The organism is Aeromicrobium chenweiae, assembly GCF_003065605.1.
Classification (GTDB): Bacteria; Actinomycetota; Actinomycetes; order Propionibacteriales; family Nocardioidaceae; genus Aeromicrobium; species Aeromicrobium chenweiae.
Genome location: NZ_CP026952.1, coordinates 1430870 through 1445240, shown reverse-complemented (window position 1 = coordinate 1445240; position 14371 = coordinate 1430870). Strand labels below are relative to the sequence as shown.

Annotated in this window: 14 protein-coding genes and 1 riboswitch; of the genes, 6 read left to right on the top strand and 8 right to left on the bottom strand. The window is 67.7% G+C overall.

The window, feature by feature from the left end:
- Nucleotide 1: 1 nt before the first annotated feature.
- Both C3E78_RS07015 and C3E78_RS07010 read right to left on the bottom strand, forming a co-directional pair.
- Nucleotides 2-982 (bottom strand): C40 family peptidase, encoded by a 981-nt coding sequence (locus tag C3E78_RS07015; RefSeq protein ID WP_108577611.1) that lies wholly within the window; start codon nucleotides 980-982, stop codon nucleotides 2-4.
- 13 nt (nucleotides 983-995) lie between these two features.
- A riboswitch (cyclic di-AMP (ydaO/yuaA leader) is annotated at nucleotides 996-1126 on the bottom strand.
- Nucleotides 1127-1251: 125 nt separating this feature from the next.
- The gene (locus C3E78_RS07010) at nucleotides 1252-1485 is read right to left on the bottom strand and encodes a hypothetical protein (protein WP_108577610.1); all 234 of its coding nucleotides are present in this window, start codon (nucleotides 1483-1485) and stop codon (nucleotides 1252-1254) included.
- Nucleotides 1486-1620: 135 nt separating this feature from the next.
- Here C3E78_RS07010 and C3E78_RS07005 point away from each other — a divergent pair, with 135 nt between their 5' ends.
- Together C3E78_RS07005 and C3E78_RS07000 are read left to right on the top strand one after the other, a co-directional pair.
- Nucleotides 1621-3324 carry a DEDD exonuclease domain-containing protein gene (locus C3E78_RS07005; RefSeq protein ID WP_235833708.1) on the top strand — a complete coding sequence of 568 codons (1704 nt, stop codon included), beginning with the start codon at nucleotides 1621-1623 and terminating at the stop codon, nucleotides 3322-3324.
- Nucleotides 3325-3365: 41 nt separating this feature from the next.
- Complete coding sequence (locus C3E78_RS07000; RefSeq protein ID WP_108577608.1) at nucleotides 3366-3641, top strand: Lrp/AsnC family transcriptional regulator; 276 nt, start codon at nucleotides 3366-3368, stop codon at nucleotides 3639-3641.
- Nucleotides 3642-3693: 52 nt separating this feature from the next.
- Here C3E78_RS07000 and trpD read toward each other — a convergent pair whose 3' ends face one another.
- Nucleotides 3694-4737, bottom strand: coding sequence for an anthranilate phosphoribosyltransferase (gene trpD, locus C3E78_RS06995; RefSeq protein WP_108577607.1), 1044 nt, complete (start codon nucleotides 4735-4737; stop codon nucleotides 3694-3696).
- Between the two features lie 10 nt (nucleotides 4738-4747).
- Nucleotides 4748-5152, bottom strand: a complete 405-nt coding sequence (locus C3E78_RS06990) for a response regulator (protein WP_108580798.1) — start codon at nucleotides 5150-5152, stop codon at nucleotides 4748-4750.
- Between C3E78_RS06990 and ctaE the strand changes: the two genes are divergently transcribed.
- The 4 genes from ctaE (at nucleotide 5141) to qcrB (ending at nucleotide 9463) form a co-directional block, all read left to right on the top strand.
- The gene (ctaE, locus tag C3E78_RS06985) at nucleotides 5141-5815 is read left to right on the top strand and encodes an aa3-type cytochrome oxidase subunit III (RefSeq protein ID WP_438938498.1); all 675 of its coding nucleotides are present in this window, start codon (nucleotides 5141-5143) and stop codon (nucleotides 5813-5815) included. The genes C3E78_RS06990 and ctaE overlap by 12 nt on opposite strands.
- 71 nt (nucleotides 5816-5886) lie before the next feature.
- Complete coding sequence (gene qcrC, locus C3E78_RS06980) at nucleotides 5887-6711, top strand: cytochrome bc1 complex diheme cytochrome c subunit (RefSeq protein WP_159085833.1); 825 nt, start codon at nucleotides 5887-5889, stop codon at nucleotides 6709-6711.
- Nucleotides 6708-7757 (top strand): cytochrome bc1 complex Rieske iron-sulfur subunit, encoded by a 1050-nt coding sequence (qcrA, locus tag C3E78_RS06975; protein ID WP_108577604.1) that lies wholly within the window; start codon nucleotides 6708-6710, stop codon nucleotides 7755-7757. Before qcrC ends, qcrA begins: the two co-directional genes overlap by 4 nt.
- Nucleotides 7754-9463: a cytochrome bc1 complex cytochrome b subunit gene (gene qcrB, locus C3E78_RS06970; RefSeq protein WP_108577603.1), complete on the top strand. Its 1710-nt coding sequence runs from the start codon at nucleotides 7754-7756 to the stop codon at nucleotides 9461-9463. Before qcrA ends, qcrB begins: the two co-directional genes overlap by 4 nt.
- A 573-nt stretch (nucleotides 9464-10036) precedes the next feature.
- Here the strand turns inward: qcrB and C3E78_RS06965 are convergent.
- The 4 genes from C3E78_RS06965 to ctaC all read right to left on the bottom strand — a co-directional run bounded on the left by C3E78_RS06965 (nucleotide 10037) and on the right by ctaC (nucleotide 14306).
- Nucleotides 10037-11179, bottom strand: a complete 1143-nt coding sequence (locus C3E78_RS06965; RefSeq protein WP_108577602.1) for a L,D-transpeptidase — start codon at nucleotides 11177-11179, stop codon at nucleotides 10037-10039.
- A gap of 104 nt (nucleotides 11180-11283) precedes the next feature.
- The gene (locus tag C3E78_RS06960; protein ID WP_108577601.1) at nucleotides 11284-11679 is read right to left on the bottom strand and encodes a cytochrome c oxidase subunit 4; all 396 of its coding nucleotides are present in this window, start codon (nucleotides 11677-11679) and stop codon (nucleotides 11284-11286) included.
- A gap of 3 nt (nucleotides 11680-11682) precedes the next feature.
- Nucleotides 11683-13455 (bottom strand): aa3-type cytochrome oxidase subunit I, encoded by a 1773-nt coding sequence (gene ctaD / locus C3E78_RS06955; protein ID WP_108577600.1) that lies wholly within the window; start codon nucleotides 13453-13455, stop codon nucleotides 11683-11685.
- Nucleotides 13455-14306: an aa3-type cytochrome oxidase subunit II gene (gene ctaC / locus C3E78_RS06950; protein ID WP_235833706.1), complete on the bottom strand. Its 852-nt coding sequence runs from the start codon at nucleotides 14304-14306 to the stop codon at nucleotides 13455-13457. Before ctaC ends, ctaD begins: the two co-directional genes overlap by 1 nt.
- Nucleotides 14307-14371: the final 65 nt, after the last annotated feature.

The following is a 14371-nucleotide window of genomic DNA, read 5'->3' as shown; positions in this document are numbered from 1 at the left end:
GTCAGCCGACCCGGGCGGCGCGGGTGAACCCGCTCAGCGACGTGATCTCGACCGTCTTGCCCGGACGCGGTGCGTGCACCACGCGACCGCCACCGAGGTAGAGACCGTCGTGGGACATGTCGCCGTAGGCGACGATGTCACCGGGCTGGAGCTGGTCCATCGGCACGGCCTGGCCGGACGCGATCTGCGGTCCGACCACCCGCGGGATCGAGACCCCGGCGGCAGCCCACGACTTCATGACCAGGCCCGAGCAGTCCCAGCTGCTGGGACCCGTGCCGCCGTAGACGTACGGCTCGCCGATCTGGGCCATCGCGAAGGCCAGCGCCTGCTTGCCCTTGCCGGAGGCCTTGATCTTGACGTCAACGTCCGTGTTGCTCTTGTTGACCGTCTTCTTCTGGGCCGCCGAGAGGCGGTCGAGCTCGGCCTTGGCGGCCTGGTACTTCTTGCGGATCGTGGCGCGCTTGGCGGCAGCGTCCTTCTGGGCCGCCTCCAGCGTCTGGCGACGGTCCTGCAGCTGGGCACGACGGTTCTTGAGCTGCTTGCTCGTGCGACCGAACGTCGCGAGCTCGTCGGCCCGCGTGCTGTTGAGCGCCTGGACGGCGCCGAGGCCCTCGAGGAACTGGTCGGGGTTGTCGCTGCCGAGCAGGCTCGCGGTCGGGCCCAGCGGGGCGTCGATCTGCTGCTGGACGATCGCGTCACCCAGCGCCTGCTTCTGGCGCTCGTACGTCCTGACCTGGCGCCGGATGTCTGCGGTCAGGTCGTCGATCTCGGCCTGGGTCTTCTTGGTCTGCTCACCGAGGGCATTGACCTGCTCGTTGACGACCTCGACCTCGTGGAAGGCCTTCTCGACGTCCTTGGGGGTCACCGCCGGATCGGCCTGGGCCGACGGGAACGCGAACAGCGCCCCCGAGACGGTCAGGGCGGCCACGACGGCGATGCCGCGGCGGCGTGACGAACGACGCTGGTCGACAGGGGGGTGCATGCGCACGCAGAACTCCTACATCCTCGACGTCTACCGGGTGAGCTGACGGGTTCGGGCCGCGGATTGCCCTACGGATCCGTGCACGCACGGACCGATTCACCCCACCTACGTGGTTCCCCGGTTCGCCTCAGACATCTTCCCCATGGCTGCGACGACTCGACGGCGCGCCCGACACCGTCCTGGAGGGACGGCGTTCACCGGACGCACAGCTGTTCACTCTAGGTGCACCCATGGGCCAATTCAACTCACTCGGGGCATGTCGGCCCGGGTCACACTGCCTGGGTCTCCGGACCCGCCAACGGGGTCACCAGCCGCAGGGGCGGGGTGAGCCCGGCGTCCGACAGGACGGCGAGCGCCGACATCTCCTCGGCGTCGATCTCGATGCCGGCCGGTGGCGCGCCGAGCAGGAAGGTGACCACGCAGTCGCCGCAGGCACTGGGGCTGCGGACGAGACAGCGGTCGCAGTCGACGACCACCGAGTCGGCGGGGTGTGACTCGTGCATTCCGGTACCTCCTGAGCGAGTGGCGGGCCCCTGGTGTGGGGCACATCGACGACGGTAGGAGCAGCCGCTGACAGAAACGCCGCAGACGGCAGCGCCTGCGCCACTTTGTCGGTGGCCCCACCTAGCCTGTGCGACGTGGAAGCAGTGCAGGGAACGTTCGACGAGCTGGGCCGCCATCTGGCAGATGTCACCTTCTGTGTCGTCGACCTCGAGACGACGGGCGGCTCGGCCGCCAAGGGGTCCAAGATCACCGAGGTGGGCGCCGTCAAGGTGCGCGGCGGCGAGGTGCTCGGGGAGTTCCAGAGCCTGGTCAACCCCGACGAGGTCATCCCGGCCTACATCACCGTGCTCACCGGCATCACCAACCAGATGGTGATCGACGCGCCGCGCATCGCCGAGGTGCTGCCCAGCTTCCTCGAGTTCGCCCGCGGCACGGTGCTGGTCGCGCACAACGCTCCCTTCGACGTCGGCTTCCTCAAGCACTTCAGCGCAAGCCTCGCGATCCCCTGGCCCGGCTTCGAGACGCTCGACACCGCGACGCTGGCCCGACGCGTCCTCAGCCGCGAGGAGGTGCCCAACTGCAAGCTGTCGACGCTGGCGGCGGCGTTCTCGGCGTCGACGACCCCCAACCACCGCGCCCTGTCCGACGCCCGCGCGACGGTCGACGTCATGCACGCGCTGTTCGAGCGCCTCGGCCCGCTGGGCGTCACGACCCTGGAGGAGGTGTCGACCTACACCTCGAAGGTCAAGCCCGAGCAGCGCCGCAAGCGCCACCTCGCCGACCACATGCCCGAGGCGCCGGGCGTCTACCTGTTCCGCGACGCCAACGACGACATCCTCTACGTCGGCACGTCCCGCAACCTGCGCACCCGCACCCGCTCCTACTTCACCAAGGCCGAGACCCGCACCCGGATGGGCGAGATGGTCATGCTCGCCCAGCGGATCGAGGGCATCGTGTGCGCGACCGCCCTGGAGGCGCAGGTCCGTGAGCTGCGGCTCATCGGCAAGCACCGCCCGCCCTACAACCGGCGCTCGAAGTTCCCCGACCGGCTCAGCTGGCTCAAGCTGACCCGTGAGCCCTGGCCCCGGCTCTCGATCGTCCGGGCCGTCCTCGACGACGACGCCGACTACATCGGCCCGTTCCGCAGCCGCGCCGCCGCCGACAGCGCGCTGACCGCGCTGCACGACTCGTTCCGCATCCGGCAGTGCACGCCCCGACTCGCGGTGAGGTCCCGCACCTCCCCGTGCGCGCTCGCCGAGATGGGTCACTGCCTCTCCCCCTGCGACGGCTCGGCCGATCCGGACGAGTACGCCGCGGAGGTCCAGCGCGTCCGTCTCGCGATGACCGGCGACCCCGAGGACCTCGTCTCGGCCGTCCGCACCCGGATGCTCGACCTCGCCCGCACGGAGCGGTTCGAGGACGCCGCGGTCTGGCGCGACCGGCTGGCCGCGTTCCTGCGCGCCGTCGTGCGCACCCAACAGCTGCGCGAGCTCACCTCGATCCCCGAGATCGTGGCGGCCGGGCCGCACCCGCAGGGATGGGAGGTGCACGTCATCCGGCACGGACGACTGGCCGGCGCCGGCATCCTCCCCCGCGGCGTCCGCCCGGTCGGGTGGACCGACGCGCTGCTGGCCACTGCCGAGACCGTCGTCGCGGGCTTCGGCCCCGCCCCGGTCGCCACGGTCGAGGAGACCGAGACCGTGCGGCGCTGGCTCGACTCGCCGGGCCTGCGCATGGTCCGGGGGGCCTGGCAGGCGCCACGCGAGAGCGCAGCGCGCCACCTGACACCGTTCGAGGAGGCCAATGCGTCGTGGCAGCAGCTCCAGCAGCCCGGCTGACGTGGGCGACGACGCCGACCGGCGGGGCATACGCTGAGCCCATGATCACCGCCATCGTCTTCATCCAGGCCGAGGTCTCGCGGCTCAGCGACATCGCCGAGCAGATCGCCGACATCGACGGCGTCAGCGAGGTCTACTCCGTCACCGGCGAGCTCGACCTCGTCGCGATGGTCCGCGTCCGCCAGATCGACGACGTCGCCGCGGTCGTGGCCGACCGGCTCAACAAGGTCGACGGCGTGGTCTCGACCCAGACGCAGATCGCGTACCGCGCGTACAGCCAGCACGACCTCGAGGACGCCTTCAGCATCGGTCTGTGACCCCGTCCGCTGACGCGCGCCTCCCGTCCGCTGACGCGCGCCTCCCGCGCGGTCAGCGAGGGGGCGCGAGCTCCTGGGTGACGACCGACCACTGCTCGAGCGTCCGCGCGGCCGCGCCGGAGTCGATCGACTCCCGCGCCCGCGCGATGCCCGCCGCGATCCGGTCGACCAGCGCGCCGGCCGTTCCCGTGTGCGCAGCGATGGCTGCGCCGGCGTTGAGCAGCACCGCGTCACGGACCGGCGACACCTCCCCGCCGACCACCCGACGGAACACGTCGGCGTTGTAGACCGGCTCGCCACCGCGCAGCGCGTCGGCCGACGACAGGCTCATCCCCAGCTCACGCGGGTCGAGCAGCCCCTCGGTGACGGTCCCGCCGAAGACCTCCCACACCCGCGTGGTCGTGGTCGTCGTGATCTCGTCGAGTCCGTCGTCGCCGCGGAAGACGAACGCGTCCGCACCGCGCTCGGCAAAGATCCCGGCCATCAACGGCGCCATGCGGACGTCCGCGCAGCCGATCGCCGAGGCCGCCGGCTGTGCCGGGTTGACCAGCGGGCCGAGGAAGTTGAACGTCGTGGGCACGCCGAGCTCACGACGTACCGGTGCGGTGTGCCGGAAGGACGGGTGAAACACCGGCGCGAAGCAGAACGTGATGCCGGTGCGCTCCAGCACCTCCACGATGCGGCTCGCCGGCACGTCCAGCCTGACGCCGAGCACCTCGAAGACGTCCGCGGTGCCGCTGGCGCTCGACGCCGCGCGGTTGCCGTGCTTGACGACGCCGATGCCGGCGCCCGCCGTCACGACCGCGGCCATGCTCGAGATGTTCACCGTCTTGGCCATGTCGCCGCCCGTGCCGACGATGTCGACCACGCGTCCGGGAACCGACAGGAGCGTGGCGTGCTGGAGCATCGAGTCGACCAGGCCCTGCAGCTCGGCGAGGGTCTCGCCCTTGCTGCGCAGCGCCATCGCGAAACCGGCGATCTGGGCGGCGGTCGCGTTGCCGCTGAGGATCTCGTCCATCGCCCACGACGTGGAGGAGACGTCGAGATCCCTCCTCGCCACGAGTCCGGTGAGGACCTCGGGCCAGGTGTGCGTCATGGCGCCGCCCTCAGCCGGGCTGCAGGACGCCGCGAGCGAGGTCGATGACGACCTCGGCCAGACGGATCGGCTCGATCGGGTGGGCGAGCACTGCCTCGGCACGGGACCAGGTGGCGAGCCACGCGTCCTGCGGGCGTCCGGTCAGCACCAGCACCGGCGGGGCCTGGAAGATCTCGTCCTTCATCTGCCGCGCGATGCCCAGGCCGCCGGCCGGGGTCGCCTCGCCGTCGAGGATGACCAGGTCGATGCCCCCCGCATCGAGGTGCTGGAAGACGACCGGCTCGGTCGCGCACTCGACGTACTCGAAGGGCGGAAGATCCGGATGAGGCCGGGACCCGAGCGCGGACAGCACCGCGGCCCGGACGTCTCGATCGTCGCTGTAGACCAGGACACGTAGGGGCTTGTGCTCGCTCACGAGTCGATCGTACATAATGAGGGCGTGGCGACTACATCAGTGATTCCTGCATCCCGACTTCACGGCCAAGAAGGCCGACCCTCCATGGTGACGGTCGGGACCATCGTCTGGCTGGCCAGCGAGCTCATGTTCTTCGCGGGACTGTTCGCGGCGTACTTCACGATCCGCAACATCTCCCCGCAGCTGTGGGACCAGTCGACCGAGCTGCTGAACGTCCCGTTCGCCACGGCCAACACGACGATCCTGGTGTTGTCCTCGGTGACGTGCCAGTTCGGTGTCTTCGCCGCCGAGCGCGGCAAGGCCGGACGCACCGGCTCGCTGCTGCAGGTCGGCAAGTGGGGCATGCGCGAGTGGTTCGTCCTGACCTACATCATGGGCGCGATCTTCATCGGCGGACAGGCACTCGAGTACGCCGAGCTCGTCCGCGAGAACGTCACGATCTCCAGCTCTCCCTACGGCAGCCTGTTCTACCTGGCTACCGGCTTCCACGGCCTCCACGTCATCGGTGGTCTCATCGCCTTCCTGCTCGTCATCGGCCGCACCTTCGCGGCACGCAAGTTCACGCATGAGCAGGCGATTTCCGCAATCGTCGTGTCCTACTACTGGCACTTCGTGGACATCGTGTGGGTCGGGCTCTTCGCCACGATCTACCTCATCAAATAAGGCTTGCCTCCGTTCATTTAGACGGCGTACCGCTAGGTACGCTGGCACCACTTTTAGGAATGAGGTTCTCGGTGCGGAAATTGTCCACGAGACGCCGGCATCCACTCGCCGGTTTCGTCGTGCTCCTGATGGCCCTCCTCTCGGTTGGAGGCGTCTACGCGGCGGTGGCGCCGAAGGCTGCCACGGCGGAGACGACCACGGCCAACGACGTCGAGGCCGGCCGTGAGCTGTTCCTCATCGGATGCGCAAGCTGCCACGGCAAGAACGCCACGGGCATCGAGACGAAGCGGGGCGGCAACTACGGCCCGTCGCTGATCGGTGTCGGCGCTGCCTCGGTCGACTTCCAGGTCGGCACGGGTCGCATGCCGCTGGCGCAGTCCGCCCCCCAGGCTCCGCGCAAGAAGCCGGAGTACAGCGCCGAGGAGACTCGTCAGCTCGCCGCGTACGTCGCATCGCTCGGCCCCGGCCCGGCGATCCCCGGCAAGGAGTACACCGACGTCAAGAAGGCCAGCGTCGAGGACATCCGTGAGGGTGGAGAGCTGTTCCGCTCCAACTGCACGGCATGCCACAACTCCGTCGGCGCCGGCGGTGCCCTGCCCGACGGCCGGTACGCCCCCTCGCTGAAGGACGTCAGCGCCAAGCACATCGCCGAGGCCATGATCACCGGCCCGCAGCAGATGCCGCTGTTCTCCGACGACGTCATCACGCCTGAGGACAAGCGCAACATCATCGCGTACGTCAAGAAGGTCCAGGACCAGCCCAACTACGGCGGTCTCGGCGGTGGCGGCCTCGGCCCCGTCGTCGACGGATTGTTCATCTGGGTCATCGGCATCGGTGGTCTGGTCATCGCCGCCATCTGGATCGGCGCGCACGGAGCAAGGGTGAAGAAGTCATGAGCGACGCGCTGGAGCCCCAGCCGGACACCGAGCCGATCAAGGACCCGGGTCTGCCCGAGCACCTCTACCGTCCCCAGGACGTCGACGAGTCACAGGCCCGCCGCACGGAGCGTCAGATCTCCGGCATGTTCATCGTGGCGGCACTGCTGCTGGTCGGGTTCTGCTTCGGCTACGTCCTGATCGACGACGACCAGACGTTCCTCGGGTGGTCCGCACAGAACTTCACCTTCGGCATGACCCTCGGCGGCGCGCTGCTGCTCATGGGCGTCGGCATCATCCAGTGGGCCAAGAAGCTCATGGGCGACCAGGAGATGGTCGAGATGCGTCACCCGTCGGCGTCCTCGGAAGAGGACCGCGTCGCGGTGATGAAGGACATCAACGACGGCATCAACGAGTCCGGCTTCGGCCGTCGCCCGATGATCCGCAACAGCCTCCTCGGCGCCATGGGCGCCCTGGGACTGCCCACGCTGTTCCTCCTGCGCGACCTCGGTCCGCTCCCCTTCGGCCAGAGCACCACGGTCTGGAAGAAGGGCATGCGCCTGGTCAACGACGTCACCGGCACGCCGATGAAGCCGGGCGACCTCGAGGTCGGCCAGCTCGTCAACGGCGAGCCCGCGATCGTGTACGAAGTGGACGACGAGGGTCACCCCGTGCTGCACGGCACCGAGCTGCTGCAGGTCAAGTCCAAGGCGGCCATCATCGTGGTCCGCATGCGTCCCGAGGACATCACGCCCTCGAAGGGTCGCGAGAACTGGGGCATTGACGGCATCCTGTGCTACTCCAAGATCTGCACCCACGTGGGTTGCCCGATCAGCCTGTGGGAGCAGCAGACGCACCACCTGCTCTGCCCCTGCCACCAGTCGACGTTCGACCTGGCCGACAACGGCAAGGTCATCTTCGGCCCGGCCCACCGTCCCCTGCCCCAGCTCCCGCTCGGACTGGACGACGAGGGCTACATCATCGCCATGAGCGACTTCCCGGAGATCGTCGGCCCGAGCTTCCCTGAGTTCGCGCGGGACCAGAAGAAGTTGGATGATAAGTCATGAGCACCACCGAGCAGGAGTACACGCCGATCCAGGAGACTGGCGTCGGCAAGAAGGCAGCCGGCCCCGTCGGCTGGCTCGATGACCGCCTCGGCCTGGCCGGCGTCGCCAAGAAGAACCTCCGCAAGGTGTTCCCCGAGCACTGGTCGTTCATGCTCGGCGAGATCGCTCTCTGGAGCTTCGTCGTCCTGCTGCTGACCGGCGTCTTCCTGACGTTCTGGTACCAGCCGAGCATGACCGAGGTCGAGTACACGGGCTCCTACCTGCCGTTCAACGGCCTGGAGATGTCCAACGCGTACAAGTCGACGCTCGACATCTCGTTCGACATCCGTGGCGGCCTGCTGATGCGCCAGATCCACCACTGGGCTGCCGCCCTGTTCGTCGCGGCCATGATCGTGCACATGCTGCGCGTCATGTTCACCGGCGCGTACCGCAAGCCGCGTGAGATCAACTGGCTCATCGGCATCGGTTTGCTGGTGCTGGGCATCATCGAGGGCTTCGCCGGCTACTCGCTGCCCGATGACCTGCTCTCGGGCACGGGTCTTCGCTTCGTGGACGGCCTGGTCCGCTCGATCCCGCTGGTGGGCTCGTACGTCGAGTTCTTCATCTTCGGTGGCGAGTTCCCCGGCGACATCATCATCCCCCGCCTCTACATGGCGCACATCCTGCTCATCCCGGCGCTGCTGCTGGGCCTGATCGGCGCACACATGCTGCTGCTGATCTACCACAAGCACACGCAGTGGGCCGGCCCCGGACGCACCGAGAAGAACGTCGTCGGCTACCCGATGCTCCCGGTCTACGCGGCGAAGGCCGGCGGATTCTTCTTCGTCGTCTTCGGCTTCCTGGCCGTCATGGGTGCCGTCCTGCAGATCAACCCGATCTGGGCCTACGGACCGTACAACCCGTCCGAGGTCACGGCCGGATCGCAGCCTGACTGGTACATGGGCTTCGTCGAGGGCGCGGTCCGCGTGTTCCCGAACTGGGAGTCGAACATCTTCGGCTGGACGTTCAGCTGGAACGTGTTCATCCCCGGCATGATCCTGCCCGGTCTGTTCCTCACCGTCGGTGTCCTGTGGCCGTTCATCGAGCAGTGGATCACCGGTGACAAGCGTGAGCACCACCTGCTCGAGCGTCCGCGCAACGCGCCGTTCCGCACGTCGTTCATCGTGGCCGCCATGACCGCGTACGGCGTCCTGTGGATCGGTGGCGGCAACGACATCATCGCGACGAAGTTCCACCTGAGCCTCAACGCGATCACCTGGTTCGTGCGCATCGGCTTCTTCGTGCTGCCGGTGGTGACCTTCATGATCACCAAGCGGATCTGCATCGGTCTGCAGCGCGCGGACGCCAACCGGATCCTGCACGGCTACGAGACCGGCGTCATCGAGCGGTCGCCTGACGGCGGCTTCTCGGAGCGCCACGCTCCCCTGCCGGTCGGTGACCAGTACACGCTCACCGCTCGCGACCGCCGTCCCGCCATCGAGGCTCCGGCCGAGACGGACAAGAACGGTGTCGCTGCGCCGCACGGCCGCAAGGCCAAGATCCAGGCCTGGCTGCACAAGCGCTACTACAACGGCATGATCGACAAGCCGACGGTCGAGGACGTGCACCACGCCGAGGAGCACCTGGCTGAGCACGACGGTCACCCCGTCGAGCTGGGCGACGAGTTCCAGGGCGTCTCGGAGACGGGTGTCCCCCGGGTCCACTGATCGCCTGCACGACGTCCGAGGCCCCCACCAGCACCCGCTGGTGGGGGCCTCGTCGCACTCCCCTCCCCCACAGCCGCCGACGAGTCACGCACGGACGCCGACGAGTCGCGCACGGACGCTGAGGAGTCGTGTACGAGCACCCGCGAGCTGGCCGGCGCCACCGCCACGCAGTGGATGGATCGCATCCGCGCCCTGTCGCGGTTCCTATCCGGTTCTGCTGCCTAGATAGAGCACCTACCCGAAGGATCGGGAGCCGGAGTCTCTGAGCGCGCCTCCAGCAGCCCTAGCGCCCGAGGCTCATCTCGACTCCCCCGCCCAATGCCGTGCGGCGCGGAGAATCCCACCCGGGCTGGCGACCTGCTGGACACTGAGCCCGGTCCGTCGGGGACCGAGTCGCAGCTCAATCAATCGACGTTCTGGTCCCGGCAGCGACATCCCGGCGATACCCGGACGGGCGGATCCGTCCGTACCTGACTCGTGGGCGTCCGTACGTGACTCCTCGGCGTCCGTGCGTGGCTCGCCGGCGTCCGTGCGTGACTCGTGGGCGTCCGTGGGTGACTCGTGGGCGGTGGGTCAGGCGGCGGGGGGCTGCGGGAGTGCGGAGCCCTTGGTCCACTGGTCCCACGGGACGTTCCAGTCGGTCCAGCCGTTGTTGGGCTCGAGCTGGCGGGGACTGTTGACGTACTTCATGACGTCACCGCGGCGGGACCGGTCATAGAGCCACTTCGCGTCCGAGGTGCTCATGCCCGTGCAGCCGTGGCTGACGTTGGCGTTGCCCTGCGCACCGACCGACCACGGCGCAGCGTGCAGGAACTCCCCCGAGTTCGTCACGCGCATCGCCCAGCGGACATCCGAGATGTTGTAGTAGCCGGGGTCCTCGGAGTCGACGCCGGTCGTCGCGGCGTCCATGTCGACCGAGGAGAACTTCTCCATGATGACCTTGACGCCCTCGCGGGTGCGGTGTCCCTCGTCGCCGGTGGTGACGGGGATCTTCCGGACGACCTGGCCGTCCACCGTGTAGCTCAGCCGGTGCTTGGCCACGTTGACGACCGAGACGACCTTCTTGCCGACCGTGAACTCGACCTTCTGGTCCTGCTGGCCGTAGACGCCGTTGCCGGCGGGCAGGCTGTTGAGGCCCAGGTCGACCTTCACCGTGGTGTGGGCCGGCCAGTACGTCTTGGGCCGGTAGTGCGCCTCGCGGTCGCTCAGCCAGCTCCAGGAGCCCTGGACGTCCTTGCTGGTGGTCACCTTCATGTGCTTCTCGAACAGCGAACGGTTCTTGACCGGCACGTCGAACGTGACGATGACGGGCATGCCGACACCGACGGTCTCGCCCTGCAGTGGCGCGACGGCCGGGTACGTCTGCTGCGCCAGGCTCAGCTGCTGTGTGGTGAACGTCCGGCGCACGGTCTTGTACGTGCCGTCAGCGCCCGCGCCGGTGGCCTTGAGCTGGTACGTCGTGCCGGGCTCGAGCCGCTCGCTGGCGATCCACCCGTTGCGGCCGGTACGGCCCTTGATCTCGGTCTTGCCGTCAGCGGTACTCAGACGGGCGCTCGACACCTCGCCGTTCTCGGCCGACACCTTGACGCGCGTGCTGACCTTGACGTCGGTGGCCTTCTGCTGGACGTTCGGCGACAGCGTCACCGGTGCCTTCGGCGTCTCCTCGCCGTTGACGGCGTCCTTGACGCCTTGCGCGGAGCAGCCGGCAACGGCCATGAGCGCGGCGGCACAGGCCAGCGCAGCAGTTAGTCGACGATCCTTCACCAGGACAGTTTACGGGGTGCTGCGAAGCCTTGTGCCCGCCAGCGCTGAGGACGACCTCAGTGCGCGTGGATGCCGCGGTAGTACTCGAACACCCAGCCGCACACGTTGACCGCGAGGATCACCGCACCGATGATGAACAGCCACCAGCCGATGACGACGCCCAGCACGACCACCGCGAGAGCGGACGCGCAGAACAGCGGCCACCAGCTGTAGGGCGGGAAGAAGCCCTGCTCACCGGCGCCGTCGGCGATCTCGCCGTCGCTGCGGTCCTCGGGACGATCGGGGATCTGCCGCGCGACGACCGCGAGGTAGAACCCCAGCAGGACGCACAGCAGGGTCGTCATGACCAGAGCGGTCGTGCCGGTCGGGTCCTTGGACAGCACCCAGTAGACCGGCGAGATCAGCGCGAAGAAGATCCCGACCGCGACAATGGTCCAAGTCTCGGACTTCATGGATCAGTGACCGCCCTCTTCGTCGTGCGAGTCGCCGGTACGGCGATCGTCTGCCTGTCCGCTCTTGCCGCTGACATCGGGTGCGTCCGCGAACACCGAGGTCTCCCCCGGGTTGTCCTCGAGCTCCAGCGCCGCGACCTCGGGGTGGTGCAGGTCGAAGGCAGGGCTCTCGGAACGGATGCGCGGCAGGGAGGTGAAGTTGTGACGCGGCGGCGGGGAGGACGTGGCCCACTCCAGCGAGCGGCCCCAGCCCCACGGGTCGTCCAGACCCACGAGCGGCGACTTGCGCGACTTCCACACGTTGAAGAAGAACGGCAGGGTCGACGCACCGAGCAGGAACGCACCGATCGAGGAGATCTCGTTGAGCGTCGTGAAGCCGTCGCCTGCTGCGTAGTCGGCGTAGCGGCGGGGGAAGCCCTCGACGCCGAGCCAGTGCTGCACCAGGAACGTCAGGTGGAAGCCGATGAACAGCAGCCAGAAGTGGATCTTGCCCAGTTTCTCGTCGAGCATGCGCCCGGTGAACTTGGGCCACCAGTAGTAGAACCCGGCGAACATCGCGAACACGACGGTGCCGAACACCACGTAGTGGAAGTGGGCGACCACGAAGTAGCTGTCGGACAGCTGGAAGTCCAGGGTCGGCGACGCCAGGATGACGCCGGTCAGACCGCCGAAGAGGAACGTCGTGAGGAAGCCCAGCGAGAAGATCAGCGGGGTGTCGAAGGACAGAGATCCGCCCCATAGCGTGCCGATCCAGTTGAAGAACTTCACTCCGGTTGGCACCGCGATGAGGAACGTCATGAAGGAGAAGAACGCGAGGTCGACTGATCCGGTCACGAACATGTGGTGCGCCCAGACGGCGACCGAGAGGGCCGCGATCATCAGCGTCGCGCCGACCAGTCCGACGTAGCCGAAGATCGGCTTGCGGGCGAACACGGGCAGGATCTCGGTCACGATGCCGAAGAACGGCAGCGCGATGATGTAGACCTCGGGGTGACCGAAGAACCAGAACAGGTGCTGCCACAGGATCGGTCCACCGTTGGCCGGGTCGAACACGTGCGCACCGAGGCGACGGTCGGCCTCGAGCGCGAGGAGCGCCGCGGCGAAGATCGGGAACGCGATCAGGACGAGCATGCTGGTGACCAGCGTGTTCCACACGAAGATCGGCATGCGGAACATCGTCATTCCGGGTGCACGCATCGTGAAGATCGTGGTGATGAAGTTGACACCACCGAGGATCGTGCCGAGGCCCGACATCCACAGGCCCATGACCCAGAGGTCACCGCCGACCCCTGGTGAGTTGACCGCATCACTCAGTGGGGCGTACGCGAACCAGCCGAAGCTCGCCGCGCCGCCGGGGACGAAGAAGCCCGAGACGACGATCGTGCTGCCGAACAGGTACAGCCAGTAGCTGAACATGTTGAGGCGCGGGAACGCCACGTCGGGCGCGCCGATCTGCAGGGGCATGATCGCGTTGCCGAAGCCGAAGAACAGCGGTGTCGCGAACATCAGCAGCATGATCGTGCCGTGCATCGTGAACAGCTGGTTGTACGTCTCGTCGTCGACGAGCTGCGTGCCCGGCTGGGCGAGCTCGGCGCGGATCAGCAGCGCCAGGATGCCGCCGATGATGAAGAAGGCGAACGACGTGATCAGGTACATGTTGCCGATGACCTTGTGATCGGTCGTCGTCAGCACCGTCACGATCTTCTGGCCGAGGGTGCGCTCACGCACCCCTGCCCTCAACCTTGTCGACGCATCGTCGAATGTTGCGGTGGCCATCAGTCGCCAGCTCCGTCCTTGTAGTCGCCTGCGCCGCTCTGAACCTTGTCGACGCGGCCCGTCTTGTCCTCGCCCTCGACACCGGCGATCTCGTTGGCCTCCTTGGAGCCCGCGGGGGCCCCGACCTGTCCGTCAGCCTTCAGCTCAGCCATGCGCTGGTCGTACTTGTCCCGCGAGACCACGTGCACCTTGAAGATCATGCGCGAGTGGTACAGACCGCAGAGCTCCGCGCAGCGACCGGTGAAGGTGCCCTCGCGAGTCGGCGAGAGGTCGAAGCTGTTGATCTTGCCCGGGACGACGTCCATCTTGAAGTAGAACTCCGGCACCCAGAAGGAGTGCACGACGTCGGGCGACTTGAGCACGAAGCGGACGGACTCGTCGACCGGGAGGTAGAGCTCGGCCGGGTCCTGCGGCGTGCCGTAGTCGAAGACGTTCTCGTTGCCCGCGGCCTGCTCGTCCATGTAGTTGAACGCCCACTGCCACTTGCTGCCGACGACCTCGATCGTGTGATCGGGGTTGTCGACCCGCTCGAGCACCCGGTTCTGCGAGGTGACGGTGTGGAAGAAGAACACCGCGACGATGATGACCGGCGCGAACGTGTACAGCGCCTCGATCGGCAGGTTGTACCGGATCTGCGGCGGGATCTCGTCGTCGTGACGACGGCGGTAGCGGGCCGCGGAGTACATGATCAGACCGAAGACGACCAGGAAGATCACGAGGACGGCGATCCAGGCGCCGAGCCACAGCTCCCAGATGTCGTCCGTGCGGTCAGAGCTGCCCTTCGGGAGCGCCAGGCGCTTGAGATCTGAGTTGCTGTCCGGGGAGCAGCCGCTCATTACGACGGCGGCCACAACGAGAACCGCCCACTTCATCCGACCCACGAGGCGCCTTTCTGAACCATGACTGTCACTTGATG

Excerpts from the sequence above, each read along its gene's own strand:
- C3E78_RS07015 (WP_108577611.1), bottom strand. The coding sequence starts at position 982 with ATGCACCCCCCTGTCGACCAGCGTCGTTCGTCACGCCGCCGCGGCATC.
- C3E78_RS07010 (WP_108577610.1), bottom strand. The coding sequence starts at position 1,485 with ATGCACGAGTCACACCCCGCCGACTCGGTGGTCGTCGACTGCGACCGC.
- C3E78_RS07000 (WP_108577608.1), top strand. The coding sequence starts at position 3,366 with ATGATCACCGCCATCGTCTTCATCCAGGCCGAGGTCTCGCGGCTCAGC.
- trpD (WP_108577607.1), bottom strand. The coding sequence starts at position 4,737 with ATGACGCACACCTGGCCCGAGGTCCTCACCGGACTCGTGGCGAGGAGG.
- qcrA (WP_108577604.1), top strand. The coding sequence starts at position 6,708 with ATGAGCGACGCGCTGGAGCCCCAGCCGGACACCGAGCCGATCAAGGAC.
- qcrB (WP_108577603.1), top strand. The coding sequence starts at position 7,754 with ATGAGCACCACCGAGCAGGAGTACACGCCGATCCAGGAGACTGGCGTC.
- C3E78_RS06965 (WP_108577602.1), bottom strand. The coding sequence starts at position 11,179 with ATGGCCGTTGCCGGCTGCTCCGCGCAAGGCGTCAAGGACGCCGTCAAC.
- C3E78_RS06960 (WP_108577601.1), bottom strand. The coding sequence starts at position 11,679 with ATGAAGTCCGAGACTTGGACCATTGTCGCGGTCGGGATCTTCTTCGCG.
- ctaD (WP_108577600.1), bottom strand. The coding sequence starts at position 13,455 with ATGGCCACCGCAACATTCGACGATGCGTCGACAAGGTTGAGGGCAGGG.